The sequence below is a fragment of the Halosimplex carlsbadense 2-9-1 genome (assembly GCF_000337455.1).
Classification (GTDB): domain Archaea; phylum Halobacteriota; class Halobacteria; order Halobacteriales; family Haloarculaceae; genus Halosimplex; species Halosimplex carlsbadense.
The window spans coordinates 134,985-151,134 of the sequence record NZ_AOIU01000036.1; the positions used below are offsets into that span (position 1 = coordinate 134,985).

15 protein-coding genes are annotated in these 16,150 nt (G+C 69.9%); 8 read left to right on the top strand and 7 right to left on the bottom strand.

From position 1 onward, the window contains the following. The first annotated feature begins 21 nt into the window (after positions 1–21). The 5 genes from C475_RS17450 (at position 22) to C475_RS17470 (ending at position 3,366) form a co-directional block, all read left to right on the top strand. Positions 22–453: a hypothetical protein gene (locus C475_RS17450; RefSeq protein WP_006885193.1), complete on the top strand. Its 432-nt coding sequence runs from the start codon at positions 22–24 to the stop codon at positions 451–453. Positions 454–560: 107 nt separating this feature from the next. Further along, positions 561–1,199, top strand: coding sequence for a 50S ribosomal protein L1 (locus tag C475_RS17455; RefSeq protein WP_006885194.1), 639 nt, complete (start codon positions 561–563; stop codon positions 1,197–1,199). Between the two features lies 1 nt (position 1,200). Then, complete coding sequence (locus C475_RS17460) at positions 1,201–2,247, top strand: 50S ribosomal protein L10 (protein WP_006885195.1); 1,047 nt, start codon at positions 1,201–1,203, stop codon at positions 2,245–2,247. Between the two features lie 5 nt (positions 2,248–2,252). Further along, complete coding sequence (gene rpl12p / locus C475_RS17465; RefSeq protein WP_006885196.1) at positions 2,253–2,603, top strand: 50S ribosomal protein P1; 351 nt, start codon at positions 2,253–2,255, stop codon at positions 2,601–2,603. A 196-nt stretch (positions 2,604–2,799) separates the two neighbouring features. Further along, positions 2,800–3,366: a thioredoxin family protein gene (locus C475_RS17470; RefSeq protein WP_006885197.1), complete on the top strand. Its 567-nt coding sequence runs from the start codon at positions 2,800–2,802 to the stop codon at positions 3,364–3,366. A 240-nt stretch (positions 3,367–3,606) separates the two neighbouring features. On the opposite strand, the gene gfo6 is transcribed toward C475_RS17470, so the two are convergent. Next, entirely contained in the window at positions 3,607–4,677 is a 1,071-nt protein-coding gene (gfo6, locus tag C475_RS17475) for a D-xylose 1-dehydrogenase Gfo6 (protein ID WP_006885198.1), read from the bottom strand. Between the two features lie 125 nt (positions 4,678–4,802). Between gfo6 and mvaD the strand changes: the two genes are divergently transcribed. After that, a complete protein-coding gene (mvaD, locus tag C475_RS17480; RefSeq protein ID WP_006885199.1) occupies positions 4,803–5,780 on the top strand; it encodes a phosphomevalonate decarboxylase MvaD in 978 nt (325 codons plus the stop codon). A gap of 21 nt (positions 5,781–5,801) precedes the next feature. On the opposite strand, the gene C475_RS24665 is transcribed toward mvaD, so the two are convergent. Both C475_RS24665 and C475_RS17490 read right to left on the bottom strand, forming a co-directional pair. After that, a complete protein-coding gene (locus C475_RS24665; RefSeq protein ID WP_006885200.1) occupies positions 5,802–5,939 on the bottom strand; it encodes a hypothetical protein in 138 nt (45 codons plus the stop codon). A 344-nt stretch (positions 5,940–6,283) separates the two neighbouring features. After that, on the bottom strand, positions 6,284–7,171 hold the full coding sequence (locus C475_RS17490) for a universal stress protein (RefSeq protein WP_006885201.1): 888 nt from the start codon (positions 7,169–7,171) through the stop codon (positions 6,284–6,286). A 133-nt stretch (positions 7,172–7,304) separates the two neighbouring features. Between C475_RS17490 and C475_RS17495 the strand changes: the two genes are divergently transcribed. Beyond that, positions 7,305–8,549, top strand: a complete 1,245-nt coding sequence (locus tag C475_RS17495; protein WP_006885202.1) for an NAD(P)/FAD-dependent oxidoreductase — start codon at positions 7,305–7,307, stop codon at positions 8,547–8,549. 16 nt (positions 8,550–8,565) lie between these two features. Here C475_RS17495 and C475_RS17500 read toward each other — a convergent pair whose 3' ends face one another. Both C475_RS17500 and C475_RS17505 read right to left on the bottom strand, forming a co-directional pair. Continuing rightward, positions 8,566–9,573 (bottom strand): chemotaxis protein CheW, encoded by a 1,008-nt coding sequence (locus C475_RS17500; protein ID WP_006885203.1) that lies wholly within the window; start codon positions 9,571–9,573, stop codon positions 8,566–8,568. Further along, a complete protein-coding gene (locus tag C475_RS17505; RefSeq protein WP_049930834.1) occupies positions 9,570–10,466 on the bottom strand; it encodes a ParA family protein in 897 nt (298 codons plus the stop codon). Before C475_RS17505 ends, C475_RS17500 begins: the two co-directional genes overlap by 4 nt. Before the next feature lie 227 nt (positions 10,467–10,693). Between C475_RS17505 and C475_RS17510 the strand changes: the two genes are divergently transcribed. Then, positions 10,694–11,215 (top strand): FlaD/FlaE family flagellar protein, encoded by a 522-nt coding sequence (locus tag C475_RS17510; protein WP_049930837.1) that lies wholly within the window; start codon positions 10,694–10,696, stop codon positions 11,213–11,215. Positions 11,216–11,279: 64 nt separating this feature from the next. On the opposite strand, the gene C475_RS17515 is transcribed toward C475_RS17510, so the two are convergent. Together C475_RS17515 and C475_RS17520 are read right to left on the bottom strand one after the other, a co-directional pair. Next, complete coding sequence (locus C475_RS17515) at positions 11,280–12,062, bottom strand: TrmB family transcriptional regulator (RefSeq protein ID WP_049930902.1); 783 nt, start codon at positions 12,060–12,062, stop codon at positions 11,280–11,282. Next, entirely contained in the window at positions 12,055–15,876 is a 3,822-nt protein-coding gene (locus C475_RS17520; RefSeq protein WP_006885207.1) for an MMPL family transporter, read from the bottom strand. Before C475_RS17520 ends, C475_RS17515 begins: the two co-directional genes overlap by 8 nt. Between the last annotated feature and the right edge of the window lie 274 nt (positions 15,877–16,150).

A 16,150-nucleotide genomic window follows, 5' to 3' on the forward strand; every position in this document is an offset into this window, starting at 1 on the left:
CGGTAGTGATGTGGCTCACAGGTGAACGGTAAGTGTGGTCTCTGTGCGGACCCAGGCGACCGCCTCGCCGCGACGGTGCAGGACCTGATCCAGTACAGCGGCCAGGTCGGCTACCTGCTCCCCGACAACGAGCAGGAACGACTGGGCGCGCTGGACCGTTACGACCTCGACGGGATAGACGTGGGCGAGTGGGCCGACCGCATCGCGACGCTCGTTTCGAACCACTTCGACGTACCGGTCGCCTTCGTCGGCCTGGTCGAGGAGGACGAGGAGAACTTCCTCGGCTGCCACGGGGCCGACCGGGACTCGCTCAACCGTGAGGGAAACATCGCGGCGGGCCTGGAGAAGGCCTTCGCCGGGCGCGTCGAACTGCGCCGCGAGGGTGGGCAGACGGAGATCCGCGCCGACGGCCTCGAAGCCGGCGCCGACGAGTGGCAACGCGTGACGCTCTAGAGCGCGTTCGACGGCTTTAAGTGTCGCATCGGCGTTCGCCGAAACGAGACAGGCTTCGCCTGTTTCACTGACCCGTAGGAGCCGCTGGCGTACTACGGAGGTGAACAATGGCAGATCAGGAAATAGAGAACGCAGTTTCTCGCGCACTCGAGGACAGTCCGGCCCGGAACTTCCGGGAGACGGTTGACCTCGCGATCAACTTGCGCGACATCGATCTAGACGATCCGTCGAACCGCGTCGACCAGGACGTGGTCCTCCCGTCCGGGACCGGACAGGAGACCCAGATCGTCGTGTTCGCGGAGGGCGAGACCGCCCTGCGCGCCGAGGACGTTGCGGAGCAGGTCCTCAGTAGCGACGATCTCGCCGACCTGGGAGACAACGACAACGAGGCCAAGGACCTGGCCGACGAGACCGACTTCTTCCTCGCGGAGGAGTCGCTCATGCAGGACATCGGTCGCTATCTCGGGACCGTCCTCGGTCCGCGAGGGAAGATGCCCGACCCCATCGCGCCGGACGACGACGTGGTGGAGATGGTCGAGCGACTGAAAAACTCCGTCACCATCCGGAGCGGCGACCGACGCACCTTCCACACCCGCGTCGGTGCCGAGGACATGTCCGCCGAGGATATCGGCGACAACATCGACGTGATCCTCCGCCGCCTGCACGCAGACCTCGAGAAGGGTCCGCTCAACATCGACACCATCTACGTGAAAACGACGATGGGTCCGGCAGTGGAGGTCGCCTGACATGAGCGCCGAACGCAAGACCGAGACCATCCCGCAGTGGAAGCAGGAGGAGGTCGCCGACGTCGTCGAGATGATCGAATCGTACGACAGCGTCGGCATCGTCGACATCACCGGCATCCCCTCCCGACAGCTCCAGGACATGCGCCGGGACCTGTACGGGACGGCCGAACTCCGCGTCTCGCGCAACACGCTCATGGAGCGCGCGCTCGCTGAGGTCGACGCCGGTCTCGAGGACCTGACCGACTACGTGTCGGGCCAGGTCGGCCTCATCGGCACCAACGAGAACCCCTTCGGCCTCTACCAGCAGCTGGAGGCCTCGAAGACGCCGGCCCCGATCAACGCCGGCGAGGTCGCCCCCAACGACATCGTCATCCCGGAGGGCGACACGGGCATCGACCCCGGACCGTTCGTCGGCGACCTCCAGCAGGTCGGCGCGGACGCCCGCATCCAGGAAGGGTCGATCCAGGTGCTCTCGGACTCGACGGTCCTCGAGACGGGCGAGGAGGTTTCGAACGACCTCGCGAACGTCCTGAACGAACTCGGCATCGAGCCGAAGGAAGTCGGGCTGGACCTGCGCGCCGTCTTCGCGGACGGCGTGCTGTTCGAGCCCGCGGAACTCGAACTCGACGTCGAGGAGTACCGCGCCGACATCGAGGCGGCGGCCGCCCGCGGTCGCAACCTCTCGGTCAACGCGGTGTACCCGACGGACCGCACGGCCGCGACGCTGCTGCAGAAGGCCCGCGGCGACGCCAAGAGCCTCGCCCTGCAGGGCGCCATCGAGAGCCCCGGGGTCATGGACGACCTCGTCTCGAAGGCCGACGGACAGGTGCGAGCACTGGCGGCGCAGGTCGACGACCCCGAGGCCCTGCCGGAGGAGCTTCAGGACGTCGACGAGCCCGCCGCAGCCGAATCGACAGACGACCAGACCGACAGCGACGATGGCGCCGACGAGTCCGACGACGACGCCGAAGCCGAGGCCGAGGAGGCCGAGGACGACGATGACGACGACGACGAGGACGTCGGCGACGCCATGGGAGCCATGTTCTAACAACAATGGAATACGTTTACGCAGCACTCATCCTGAACGAGACGGACGCAGAGATCAACGAAGCAAACCTGACCGACGTGCTCGAGGCCGCGGGCGTCGACGTGGAGGAGTCCCGCGTCAAGGCGCTCGTCGCGGCGCTCGAAGACGTCGACATCGACGACGCAGTCGAGCAGGCCGCCGCAGTCCCCGCCGCGACCGGTGGGGCCGCGGGCGGCGCCGGCGGCGCCGACGAGTCCGCCGACGAGGGCGACGACGACGACGAGGCCGAGGAAGCCGAGGCCGACGAGGGCGGCGACGACGACGACGACGAGGACGACGAGGCCAGCGGCGAGGGCCTCGGCGAGCTGTTCGGCTGATTCCGGCCACACCTTCCTTCGATTTATTCCGCCGTCGAGTCGCCGGTATCGCCTTTTTGCGGGTCGCCGACGGCCGCGACCGCTCGAGGCCGGCGTCGACCGACGGTGACGACCACGCAACTCGCGATACGAGCGGAGTGTCGTCGATTTCCACACCCAAAGCGACTTTCTCCGGGAGACCTTATCGTCGACTGTCATGGTCGCACTCGACTCCGAGGCGGACGCGTTAGACCGCGGCGACGCCGCACCGGCCTTCGAACTGCCCGGCGTCGACGGCGAGACACACGCGCTGGACGACTTCGCCGACAGCGACGCCCTGCTCGTCGTGTTCACCTGCAACCACTGCCCGTACGCGCAGGCGAAGTTCGACGAGCTGAACGCGCTGGCCGCCGAGTACGACGACGCTGCCGTCGTCGGGATCAACCCCAACGACGCCGAGGCGTACCCCGAGGACTCCTTCGAAACGATGGTCGAGTACGTCGAGGACGGGCGAGTGCAGTACGACGCCTACCTCCGCGACGAGAGCCAGGAAGTTGCCGCTGCCTACGGCGCGACCTGTACGCCGGACCCGTTCCTGTTCGCCCGCGAGGACGGCGAGTTCCGCCTGGCGTATCACGGTCGCCTCGACGACGCGACGAACCCCGACGACGAGCCGACCGAGCGGGAGATGAAGCACATCATCGACCGCGTGCTCGCCGGCGAAACGGTCGACGACGAGTTCCTGCCCAGCCGGGGCTGTTCGATCAAGTGGAAGGACGACTGAGCACGGCGCTGGGCGCCGAGCCTGACGGGTCGCTCGTTCGCTCGGGACAGGTCGAGCGGCGCGACGGCGTACCGGATCGCACAGCGGCCGTCGGCCACGTGCGTCGAAGTCAGCTGGAGTAGTCGCTCGCCTCCGAGGCGCTCACTGCGTTTCCGCCTCGCTGGCCTCGATGCGGTGAACCGGTGCCTTCGGCGTTGGATAATCAGTACTGACAGGTATCCCGACCGGCAGTCGTCCGCTTCACGCGTCGAGTTCGACGCGCCGGCCGCTCTCGGCGGATTCGTACAGGGCTTCGATAGCGCGCATGTCGACCATCCCGTGTTCGCCATCGGGCTCGGGGTCGAGCCCGCGCTGGAGGTAGTTGGCGAAGTAGTCGAACTCCTCGCGCATCTGGTCGACCGGTTCCGGCCGGAACTCGCCCTCGATGTCCGGGCCGGAGACACGGAGTACCTTCCGTGTGTTCGGGAAGAACAGCCCCTCGATGGTCAGCTCGCCCTCGGTGCCGACGAACCGGAGGCTGGAGGTCACCGTCGCGCTGTGGGTGACCGTACACGAGGCGAGCGTGCCGTCGGGGAACTCCAGCTGGAACGCCCCGTGTTCGTCGGTGCCCTCGTAGGCCGGCTGTTCGGACTCCGTCCGGGCGTACACCGCCTGGGGGTCTTCCTCCAGGACGAACCGGATCGTGTTCAGCGGGTAGATCCCGATGTCGTTGAGCGTCGTCCCGCCGGCCAGCTCGGGGTCGAACCGCCAGCTCGTCTCGTCGGCGGCGTCGAGGATCGTGTCGGACATGTGCCCGAGTATCGAGACGACGTCGCCGACGGCGCCGTTCTGTATCAGTTCCCGGGCGCGGCGAGCCACCGGTTCGGTCTGGAGCCGGTAGGCGACCATCAGCGGCACGTCCGCCTCCCGGCAGGCGTCGACCGTCGCCCGGGCGTCCTCGACGGTCGCCCCCAGGGGCTTCTCGCAGAGGACCGCCTTGTCGTGTGCGGCTGCGGCCTCGACGTGGCCGCGGTGGAGTCCGTTCGGCGTGCAGATGTACACCGCGTCGTAGGCGTCGGTCGCCGCGCCGTCGGCGTACTCGTCGTAGGTGAGCGTTCCCTCGATCCCCTCCATGTCCGCCGCGACATCCTCGGCTTTCTCCGTACTGGAACTGACCAGGACCGTCGTCGCGCAGTGGTCGGCGTCCTCGACGGCGGGGAGCGCTTGCTCGCGCGTCCACCACCCGAGTCCGACCATGGCGAGCCGGACCGGGTCGGCATCGGTGGGTACCTCCCAGTCGCGGGCGCTGAAGCTGTCGAGATCGATGTCCATGGACGGTTTTCGTCGGCCGCGATAAATAATCTTCACACGCCCCCCGCCCGCTCGCACAAACCACGGAACCGGCTCCGACGGACCGGAGCCACAACAGCAAAGTGGAGACCCGCGGATCCCCGGGTATGAAGGCGACCGCGAAGGCCCACCCGATCCAGGGGCTCGTCAAGTACCACGGGATGCGCGACGAGGAACTGCGACACCCGTACCACGACTCCATCAGCCTCTGTACCGCCCCGAGCCACACGAAGACGACCGTCGAGTTCGACCCGGAACTGGACGAGGACGACTACGTCGTCGACGGCGACCCCGTCGAGGGGAAAGGCGCCGACCGCATCCGCACCGTCGTCGACGAGGTGCGCGACCGCGCCGGCGTCGACCACCGCGTCCGCTTCCGTTCGGAGAACTCCTTCCCGACGAACATCGGCTTCGGCTCCTCGGCCTCCGGGTTCGCCGCGGCGGCGATGGCCCTCTCGGAGGCCGCGGGACTGGACCTGACCAGGCCCGAAGTCTCGGCGATCGCCCGGCGCGGCTCGGCCTCGGCCGCCCGCGCGGTCACGGGCGCCTACTCGCACCTGCGCACCGGCACCGACGACGAGGACTGCCGCTCGGAGCGCATCGACGTGGCCGACGAACTGGAAGACGACGTCCGGGTCGTCGCCGGGATGGTCCCGAGCTACAAGGAGACCGACTCCGCCCACGCCGAGGCCGCCGAGAGCCACATGTTCGAGGGGCGGATGGCCCACATCCACGGCCAGATCGCGAAGATGCGCGGCGAACTCCGCGACGGCGACTTCGACGCCGCCTTCGAGCGCGCGGAACACGACTCCCTGTCGCTCGCGGCGACGACGATGACCGGCCCCTCGGGGTGGGTGTACTGGCAGCCCCGCACGATCGAGATCTTCAACGCCGTCCGCGAACTGCGCGAGGAAGGCGTCCCCGTCTACTTCTCCGTCGACACCGGCGCCAGCACCTACGTCAACACCACCGCCGAACACGTCGACCGCGTCGAGGAAGTCGTCGCGGACTGCGGCGTCGACACCCGCGTCTGGACGGTCGGCGGCCCCGCCCAGATCCTCGACGAGGACGAGGCGCTGTTCTGAGCCGCCGGGGCCATCCCCGAATCAGACCGCATCGCTGCCGCCGAGGCTGGCCGTCAGCTGCTGGTGGGTCTCCAGACCCGTGTCGAACCGCTGGAGGATCTGCGACTGGTGTTCGGGACAGGCGGTGAGAACGACCATGCCGCCCTCGACCGAGACCATCGGCCGAGTCGTGTCGTAGCGGGCGTTCCGGCAGGCGGGACAGGCGACCCNCCCCGCCGGCGGGGTAGTGGTCGAGCACGCGGGCGGAGTCCTCGGTGGTCAGCCCGCAGATCGTCGAGAATCGGTCTAGATGCGTCTCGCAACTTCGGACCGGGATCGTGAGGTGGTCGAGCAGCAGGAAGGAGACGGTCCGGTCGCTCTCGTCGTCCATCACCGACTGGCAGGCGTCGCAGTCGACGACCGAGCGGTCGCCGCGTCCGTCCGGGTCCGACCACGGAGGCTCCTCGTCCGACATCTACCGGATTGGAGGCCTCCAGACGGGTAAGTGGTCGGTTGCCGGACGATCACTCGGTGTCGTCGGGGTGGACGGCCACCACCGGTACGGGCGACTGGGAGAGGATCCGCTCGGTCGTACTCCCGAGGAGGACGCGGTCGATCCCGGTCCGGCCGTGAGTCCCCATCGCCACGAGGTCCACACCGGCCTCGTCGACGTAGCCGAGCAGGTCGGCGGCGGGGAACCCGTGCTCGACGCTCGTCACCGCGTCCAGGCCCGCCTCGTGAGCGCGCTCGGCGACGGCGTCGACGGCGGCCTCGCCGGCCTCGGTGTATCGCTCCAGCTGCTGGGTCGGCGGTTCGACGCCCGACCCGGCGGCCATCCCGCTCAGGTCGACGATGTTGACCGCGTGGACGGTCGCGCCGAACGCGTCGGCGATAGCGAGCCCGTGGTCGACCGCCGCCTCGGTCGCGTCGCTGCCGTCGGTCGGTACGAGCACGTCGTCGTAGTCGGTGACGGGGTCGCCGTCGGTCTCGCGGGCGGTCAGGACCGGTCGCGTCGTGTGCCTCACGACGTAGCGCGCGACGCTCCCGAAGACGAGCCGCGAGAGGCCGCGTCGACCGTGGGTCCCCATCGCGACGGCGTCGAACTCCTCGTCGTCGGCGTAGTCGACGATGGCCTCGGCGGGGTCGCCGTCGACGACGGCCGTCTCCACCGGGACGCGGTCGTCGGCCAGCGCGGCCGCGTCCTCGACCGCCGACTCGGAGCCCGCCCGCACGCGCTCGCGGAACTCGTCGTCGATGCCGCCGGCGCTGAACGCCCCGGCCGCCCGCTGGAGGTCCGCGACGCCGAGTACCGTCACGGTCGCGTCGAACGACTCGGCCAGCGAGACCGCGTGGCGGGCCGCTCGCTCGGCGTGTGCGCTCCCGTCGGTCGCCACCAGGATCGTCTCGTACATAGCTGATAGTTCGACGCGACGGTATTTGAAACCGAGCGACCGTTCCCGAGCGGCGGGGATCGCGACCGGGACCGCCGCCCGCTCGCCGGGGCGCCGTCAGTGGGCTTTTCTCGATTCGGCCCGCAGTCCCGCCATGCGCGTCGCCGTCCTCGGCGCCGGATACGCCGGCCTGACACTCGCCCGCCAGCTCGAATCGTCGCTCCCAGAGGCGGTGGACCTCGTCGTCGTCGACGAGGACGCCAGTCACCTCGTCCAGCACGAACTCCACCGCGTCGTCCGTCGCCCCGGCCTGGCCGAGGAGATCGTCGTCGAACTCGACGACGTACTCGATCGGGCGACCGTCCGCGAGGCGACCGTCACCGACGTCGACACCGCGGCCGGCGTCGCCACGCTCGACGAGGGCGGAGACGGCGATGACGACGGGAGCGGGACCACGGAGCTGTCCTACGACGCGGGCGCCGTCTGCCTCGGCGCCGAGACGAACTACTACGACCTCGACGGCGTCGAGGACCACGCCACGCCGCTCAAGCGCCTCGCCGACGCCGAGGCGGTCCGCGCGGACTTCCTCGAGGCCGTCGACGCGGGGACGGTCGACGACCCCGCCCGCGTCGTCGTCGGCGGCGCGGGGCTGTCGGGCGTGCAGGTCGCCGGCGAACTCGCCGCGCTCGCCCGCGACGAGGGCGCCCGCGACGCCGTCGAGGTGGTCCTCCTCGAACAGGAAGACAGCGTGGCGCCGAACTTCCCCGAGAACTTCCAGCGCGCCGTCCGCGAGGAACTCGACGCCCGCGACGTGCGCGTCGAGACCGGCCGCGCCGTGGCGAACGCGGACGACGAGACGATCGCGTTCGCCGACGGGTCGGCCGAGGACTACGAGGTGTTCGTCTGGACGGGCGGCATCCGCGGTGCCGACGCCCTCCGCGGCGAGCGCCCGGTCGTCCGCGGCGACCTGCGCTACGAGGACGGCACCTTCGTCGTCGGTGACGCCGGGCGGATCGTCGACACCGACGGCGAGGCCGTCCCCGCCAGCGCCCAGGCGGCCATCCGCGAGGCCGGTGTCGCCGCCGACAACATCGTCCGCCTCGTCGACCACGAACTGTCCGGCGAGGGCGGCTTCGAACCCCGCCTCGACGGCTACCGCTTCGACTCGCTCGGCTGGCTGGTGAGCGTCGGCGACGGCGCCGTCGCGCAGGTCGGTCCCAAGGTCCTCCGCGGCCGCTCGGCGAAGGCGCTCAAGACGACCGTCGGCGCCGGCTACCTCTCTAGCGTCGGTGCCGTCGAGAACGCGGCCGACCTCGTGCGGGAGGAAGTCGGGTGGCCCGACGAGATCGAAAAAGCGGAAGAAGACGGGGACGAACTCGCGGTCGACGACGACCGCTGAGGGGGACGACCGCCGACTAGCCGGCCACTTCGTCCAGATCGAGTTCGGGCGTCGTCCAGATGACGAACTCGCCGTCGCGGTCGACGACGCCGTTGATGTGGTCCTGGTCGACGGGCGAGTCGTTGACCTCGTCTTCGGTGATGGGCGTCACCTGGTTCACGTCGTCGACGACCCAGCCGACGGCGCCCTGGTCGTCGAACGCATCCGGGTCGAAGACGACGATGAGGTCCTTGCTCCCCGCCTCGTCGATGTCGAGCAGGATCTTCGGGTCGAGGATGGTCGTGATCTGCCCGCGCAGGTCGACGACGCCCTCGACGCAGTCGGGGGTGTTCGGGACCCGGGTCACCGTCTCGCGCTTGACGATCTCCTCGACGTACTCGATGTCGAGACAGTACTGCTCGTCGCCGAGCGCGAACTCCAGCACCCGGGTCTCCTCGCCGGTCTCCTGTTCCGCCGCCGCGGCTCGGCCCGCCGCGCCGATCCCCATCTCGGCGGCCTCGGTGTCGTCGGCCGCGTCGTCGCCAGCGGCCGAGTCCGCGGCACTCAGACCGGCCTGGCGCGCCATCTCGGCCACGTCGACGTCCACGTCGCCCACGTCCGCGCCGGGGATGTGCATGGTGCCGTCGCCGTCGTCGGTGTCGGCGTCCCCGCCACCGCCGACCGCGCCCTCGTCGATATTCAGGTCCGCCACCGCCTCGGCGGCCGCCTCGGAGACGGCGTCGTCGGCGGTCTCGGTCGCCTCCCCAGCCGCCGCGGACTCGCCGGGGTCGTCAGCCGCCGCGGGCTCGCCGGAGTCGTCGTCTGCTTCGGGGCCGCCGTCTGCCTCCGTCTCGGCCGGCTCGGCCGGTTCGTCGACGGTCGGCTCGTCCGCTGTGGACTGGTCGTCGTCCGCGTCGCCCGCGCCGTCGGGGGAGCCCTCGTCCGCGTCGTCCTGGTCGTCGCCCTGTGCCTCGTCGTCCGGCCGGGATCCCTCGCGCATCTCGCGGATGCGCCGGGCCCGGTCCATGCGTTCGTCGTCGGTCATGCTGTTACCTCCGCGTAGCCGAACTGCCGGTCGAGATCCGCCGCGATGTCGAGGAACACGTCGGCCATGTCGAGCGACGGGTCGTAGGCGAAGATGGACTGGCCCGCCGAGAACGCCCGCTGGAGCGCCACGCGCTTGCGGACCTCCCACACCGGGTCGTCGGCGAACACCGCCTCGAACCACTCCAGCATCGTCTCGTCCTCGCCGGTGGTCTCGACGCGGTTGGCGACGACGCCGAGCGTGTCGACGGCGATGCCGGTCTGCCCCTCTAGGGCGCCCATCTGGTCGATGAGCAGCTCGATGGCCCGCTCGGAGGTCGCCTCCGTCAGCGCCGGGACGAGGATGTTCCGGGTCGCGTAGATGCCGGTGTCGGTGAGCTTCCCGTAGAACGGCGGGGAGTCGACGACCACGTAGTCATAGTCGTCCTCGACGTGTGAGAGCGCGTCGTCGAGCGTGTCCAGGGCGTGGCCGCCGGCGACGGTGTCGGGAGTGACGTTGACCGCCAGCGCCGACAGCGCCGCCGGGTCGATGTCGACCGCGCCCTCGGTCGCGCGAGCCACCAGGTCCGCGATGGTCAGCTCGCGCTCGGCCTGGAGCATGTCGATGTTGCTCGGGACCACGTCCATCTCGGGGTGCTCGACCACCAGATCGCTCATCCGGTCGCGCTGGCCGCCGTCGGTCAGCACGTCGAACAGCGTCGGCGGTGCCGCGTCGTACTCCTCGAGCAGGCCGAGGCCCTCTGTCGCGTTACCCTGCGGGTCCAGGTCGACGAACAACACGTCGCGGCCGCGCTCGGCGAGCGCTCCCGCGACGTTGATCGCGACGGTCGTCTTGCCGGTCCCGCCCTTCGCGTTGGTCACGCAGATGCGCGCCGGTCCGGTACGTCTCGCCACGTTGTCCCCGAGTCGACGCTACCACCTCAAAAAGGTACGCGCCGGGCTATCAAACGTTGAAATCAGCCGACGGCGCCCGGCCGCCGGACCGCCGGCGACTGGTGCCCGCCCGGGGGGTCGCCGGCAATCGACGGACGAGAGCGGTGCCAGCGGCGCCGAGACGCCGTCAGACGGGCGTCTGACCGTGTGCAAGATTTATCAGGACGGGGCGGAATAGGTTAGCAACGATGACTATCAACCCCCGAGATTATGACCTGAACGAGTTGCGCGAGATGGCGCGCAAGCGCGACGACCTCGACGACCCGCGGTCGAGCGACGGCCGGCCGGAGGACCCGCGACCGGACGACCCGAGCGAGGGTGAGTGGGGCCCCCTCGACGAGATGGGCGACGCGAGCATGTCCGCCGGTGACTCGTTTCGCGCGGGGCTGTACCGCGAACTCCTCCCGCTCGTCGGCGGTCAGGACGACTTGGAGAAACCGTATCTACGGTCGGTGCCGGACACCTACGCCGCCGAGTTCGTCGTCTTCGAGTGGCTGGAGTTCATGCTGATGCACGCCGGCTACAAGGGCGCGGCCGACGCGCTGGGGTACTACGAGTCGATCGACTGGATCACCGAGGACGTGGCCGGCCAGCTCAACGACTACCTGCTCGGGATCGACGAAACCGGCTCGAACGAGGGCAACGACCTCGACGTGGACGACCACATGCTCAGCCTCGTGTACGTCGCGAAGCTCACCGGGATGCAGTAACTCCGAAGGAAGACCGAACCGCACGCACAGACCACGACCGCACCGGTCGCGGGGGTGACCGGCGCTACAGTTCTGCCTCGATATCGTCGACGACGTGGCTGCGCAACAGCTCCAGCAGGACCGTCGCGATGCCCGTGTCCGCGCTCCAGATCGCGGTTTCGGTGCGGATCCCCGGCAGTTCCTCGCCGCCGAGAACGCTGAGCAGGACGGTGTGGCCGTCGACGGCGAGTAGCCGCCCGGCCCCGTCGGCCGTCGGATCGTCGGGGAACGGCGCGAGCGTCACCGCGGAGTCGGCGAACGCCTCGACGAGTTCGGGGTCGTCGACGGTCGCGCTACAGACCCACACGCCGATCTCGTCGGCACGCTCGCGGAGGGTCGCCGCGACCTCCTCGTCGAGCAACTCCGTCCCGCCCGCGTAGAGGACGCTCTGCTCGGCGTCGGCGACGATCTGGCGGATCCGCGAGGAGACGTTGTCGCGACCGTGGACCGTCCAGACGCCCTCCTGATGCTCGTCCTTGTGGTCGGCCCCGTCCCGGGCGCGTTCGAGGTAGTCGAAGGCGCGGTCCTGCTCGCGCTCGAAGCGCTCGGCGAGCGTCTCGCGGGCCTCCTCCAGCGGGACCGCGCGATACTGGATCGGGTTCGACTGCTGGACCTCGACGAGCCCGCGCTCTTCTAAGTTCTCGGCGGCGCCGTACACCTGCGAGCGGGGCACGTCCGTCATCCGGTCCACGTCGCGGGCAGTGCCGGTCCCCAGCCGTTCGAGGGCGACGAACACGCCCGCCTCGTACTTCGAGAGGCCGAGCCGCTGGAGCGCCTCGACCGCTTCGGCCTCGCCGTCGTCAGTCATCGTCTCCCTCCGTCCGACGGTCGTCCGGGCGCGGTTCGGCCCGGGAGTCGCCGCGGGCCCCGTTCGCGTCCGCGCCGTTCGCGGCCGGGCCGCCCGTCGGTGGGCCACTGGCGTGTTCGTCGAGCCACGCGTGAGCGACGCGTTCGAACGCCTCGGGCGAGAGCCGGCCGGCCGCGAGGTGGCGGCCTACGTCCGCGATGTCGCGCTCCTCGACGGGGCCGTCGGCGAGGATGGCCCCCGCCACGTCGGTCGTGACCGGCGCCGCGTCCGGGCCGGCGACCGGAACGGCGTGGTCGGGCAGGAGCAACTCGCCGTCGAAGACGACGGTCTCGCCGTCGGCCAGTCCCGCCGGGACCGCGAGCGTGTACTCGAGCTCCGCCGGCTGGCTCCCTTCCTCGTCGAGTTCCCAGACGGCGTACACCCGTCCGTCGGCGGCGACCCGCTCGATGGGGTCGGGCGAGACGCGGTCGAGGGTGACCGACCCGACCGAGGGCGTCTCGCGGAGGACGACCCGGCCCGAAGCCGACGGGAGCGTGACCGTCACGCGTGCGGTCCCGCCGGGATAGACCCTGGTCGGCTCGACGGATCGAGTAGCGTAGGGCACCGCGTCGCCGTTCGTTCGAGCGCCGGCCGTCGGAGCCGCCCCGGTAGTCGCCGCGCTCGATCCCGGGGCCGCGTCGGTCGTCGCGCCGGTCGCGACGCCGTCACCGCTCCCGGCCGATCCGCCGGCCGCCGGGGACTGACCGTTCGCGCCGCCGATCGGATCCGCGGTCAGCGCGTCGCCGTCGGGTCCGTCGTCGGTCCCGGTCGCGTCGAAGGCGCCGGCGGGCCCGAGGTGGCGACTCCACACCGCCAGCAGGCTCGGGAGCACGAACACGCTCGCGAGGAACGCGTAGACGATGGTGAGCCCGGTGATGAAGCCGAACTGCTGGAGCGGCGGCAGGATGGCGAAGACGAGGACCCCGAAGCCGCCGACGGTCGTCGCCGCCGACCCCAGCAGCGCGCCGCCGGTCCCGGTGACGGCGGTGTGCATCGCCTCGCTGCCCGATCCGGTCCGACCGAGCTCGAGACTGAACCGCTCGCTGAGGTGGATGCTGTAGGCCACCCCGAGCCCGATGGTCAGGCTCGTGATCATCCCCGTCAGCACGTTGAACGGGATGTCGAGCAGGTACATCGTCCCGAGGATCCACGAGACGTTGAAGACGACGGGGAGCAGCGTGACCAGTCCGAGCGTCGCCGACCCCTCCGCGACCCGATAGACGACCATCAGGAAGACGAAGGAGACGACGAGCGTGATGATCAGGCTCTCGACGACCGTGGTGAGCAGGTCCGACTGGACGATCTCGTTGACGATCGGCCGGCCGGTGGCGGTGACGGTCACGTCGCCGCCGGTGACGGCCGACTCGACGTCGTCCATCTGGGTCGTGACCGCCGATCCGGAGGCGCCGCCGCGTAGCGACGCGGTGAGCAACAGCGCCTCGTACTCGTCGCCCTCTCGCTGGACGTACTGGCGGGCCTGGTCGGGTGCGGTCTCGTAGAGCGCGTCGAAGACGCCCGCCACGTCGCGGTCGGGGACGCCGTCGCCGTCGGTGTCGCTGGCGGCCAGCGTCGCGTTGAACGTCTCGTTGGTCGCCGCGACCGACCGCATGACGGTGAGCGGGCTCCGCACGTCCGCCTCGCCGTTCGAGAGGGTGACCGTCACCCCTTTCTCGGCGGCGAGTTCGCCGGTCCTGTCCACCCGTTCGAGCGCGTCGGCGGTCGCCACCTCACCTTCGAAGAGGAACTCCGCCGTGGCGTCCTCCCGGAGGAAGTTGTCGTTGACGTACTCGAAGGTCGCCCGCATCGAGTACTCGCCGGGCTGCATCTCCTCGGGGAGGTTGTCCATCCAGTCGGGGGGCTCCTCGGCGATGAAGTCCGTCTGGGCGAAGGAGGTGTCGACGTTGGTCGCGCCGTAGGCGCCGCCCGCGCTGATCAGCAGCGTGAGGACGATGACCGCCCACGGCGCCCGGTCGGCCGCGGTCGCGCCGACTTCGAGCAGTCGACCGAACGCGCCGCCGCCGGTGCCGAACGCCCGCTTGCGGCGGTCGAAGCCGCGGCCTTCGAGGAAGGCGTCGGCCTCGACCTTGAGCGCGGGTATCAGCGCGCCGAAGACGACCAGCGCGCCGACGATGCCGACGGCGCTGACGACGCCGAACTCCCGGATCGGGCCGACGGGGCTCGTGAGATTCGAGAGGAAGCCGATGACCGTCGTCGCGGTCACCAGCACCAGCGCCGTGCCGACGCCGGCCAGCGCCGTCCGCATCGAGCCGGCGACCGCGGCGGGCCCGTCGCTGTCACCCTCGGTGCCCCGCTCCTCGCGGTGGCGCATGAAGACGTGTATCGCGTAGTCGATCGAGAGCCCGATCAGCAGGACCGGGATCGCGACGAACAGCTGGTTGAACGCGACCCCCATCCAGCCCATGTAGCCGAACGTCAGGAGGAGCGTGAGCGCCAGCCCGAACACGCCCAGCAGGATGTCCAGCAGGTCGCGGTAGGCGATCGTCAGGACGAGCAGAACGAACAGGACCGCGAACGGTCCGACGACGGTGAGGCTGTCCTGCATCGACCGGTTGGTCTCGTCGGCGATGATGCCCGCGCCGAAGACCATCGCGTCACCGCCCAGCCGGTCGCGTGCGATCGTCTGGATCTCGGTCTGGGAGTCCTGGATGCGCGCGCTCGCCGAGCCCTGCGCGACCGCCGACTCGGTCGTCTGCGTGACGACGACCATCGTCGCGTCAGCGCTCGTCGACCCGAGCTCGTAGCTCGTCGGCATCAGCGCGAACGCGCCCGCTCCGCTGCCCTCGCTCAGCACCCCTTCGACGCCCGCCTCGACCGCCGAGGCGTTCATCGACTCGATCTGCTCGATCTGCCGGGTCAGCGGCGGCGTCGACCCGTTCTCGACGGCGGTCCGGAGCGCGGTCCGGTCGGCCTGTAGCGCCGACGCCCGCTCCTGTAGCGCGCGTGCGTCCGGCGCGAGGACGCCCTCGATACCGGCGTACACCTCGCCGAACTGGCGCTGTATCTCACCGGACCGCTGGCGGTAGGTCGACTCGTTGATCTCCCCTTGCCCGTAGGAGGCGTTCAGCGAGGCAAGTTGCGACTGCAGCGTCCGCGCCTGCGAGGTGAGATTCGCGAACATCTCGCTCTGGTTGGCCGACAGCCCCGCGGTGGCGTCGGTCCGGACGGCCGTCAGGTTCCGCTCGATGGCCGCCGACCGCTGGCGGTAGGTCGCGTCGTCGACCTCGCCCTGCGCGTACGAGCGATTGAGCGCGACGTACTCCCCCTGGAGCCCTCGCGTCCGGTTCAGGGCGTCGCTCAGCCGCTCGCCCGTCGCGTTGAGCCGCTGGCGGTCGGCCCGCAACGCCCGGCCGCGCTCGGCGAGAGTCGCCGCCTGCTCCTCGCGGATCGCGGCGGTCGCGACGACGTTGGCGATCCCCGCCGGCGCCTGCGACGTCGAGAGCGTCCGGTTTATCGAGTCGTCCTCGGCGAGCGCGCGCTCGAAGCGCAACTGTTCGAGTAGCGACCCCCTCGCGAGGACGTTGTCCTCACGGACGATCACTTGGACGGTCGTCGTGTTCCCGCTCGACCCGAAGTTCGAGTCGACGTATGCGAGCTTCTCGGCCTCCTCCGAACTCGTTTCGAACTGCGACAGCGACGCCGAGTCCTCGACCTGCGCCGCGCCGACGCCGACCGCACCGATCACCACGAGCAGGGCGACGACCACCAGCCGCCGGTGCTCGACGATCGCGTCGGCCACGTCGTCCATCCCGACCATCAGCGGTCCCTCCGTCGGTCTCTCGATCTATCTGCGTTCATCAAGAACAGCTCTGTTGGTAGTATCCTACTAACGGCTTTGCTTAAACGTGCCGAAGCGACCGCGGGCGTCGCGTCGTCGGAGGGACAGTCCCGACCGGAAACGTCGGACCGGCCGACGGATAGCGGCCGAAGTGTCCCTGTCCCCTAATTTCCGAACCGGCGATCCCTAATTTCCGAGGGGTTCGACGTTCGCAGAAACGATAATGTACGGGGTACATTTATCCGGGGTGACC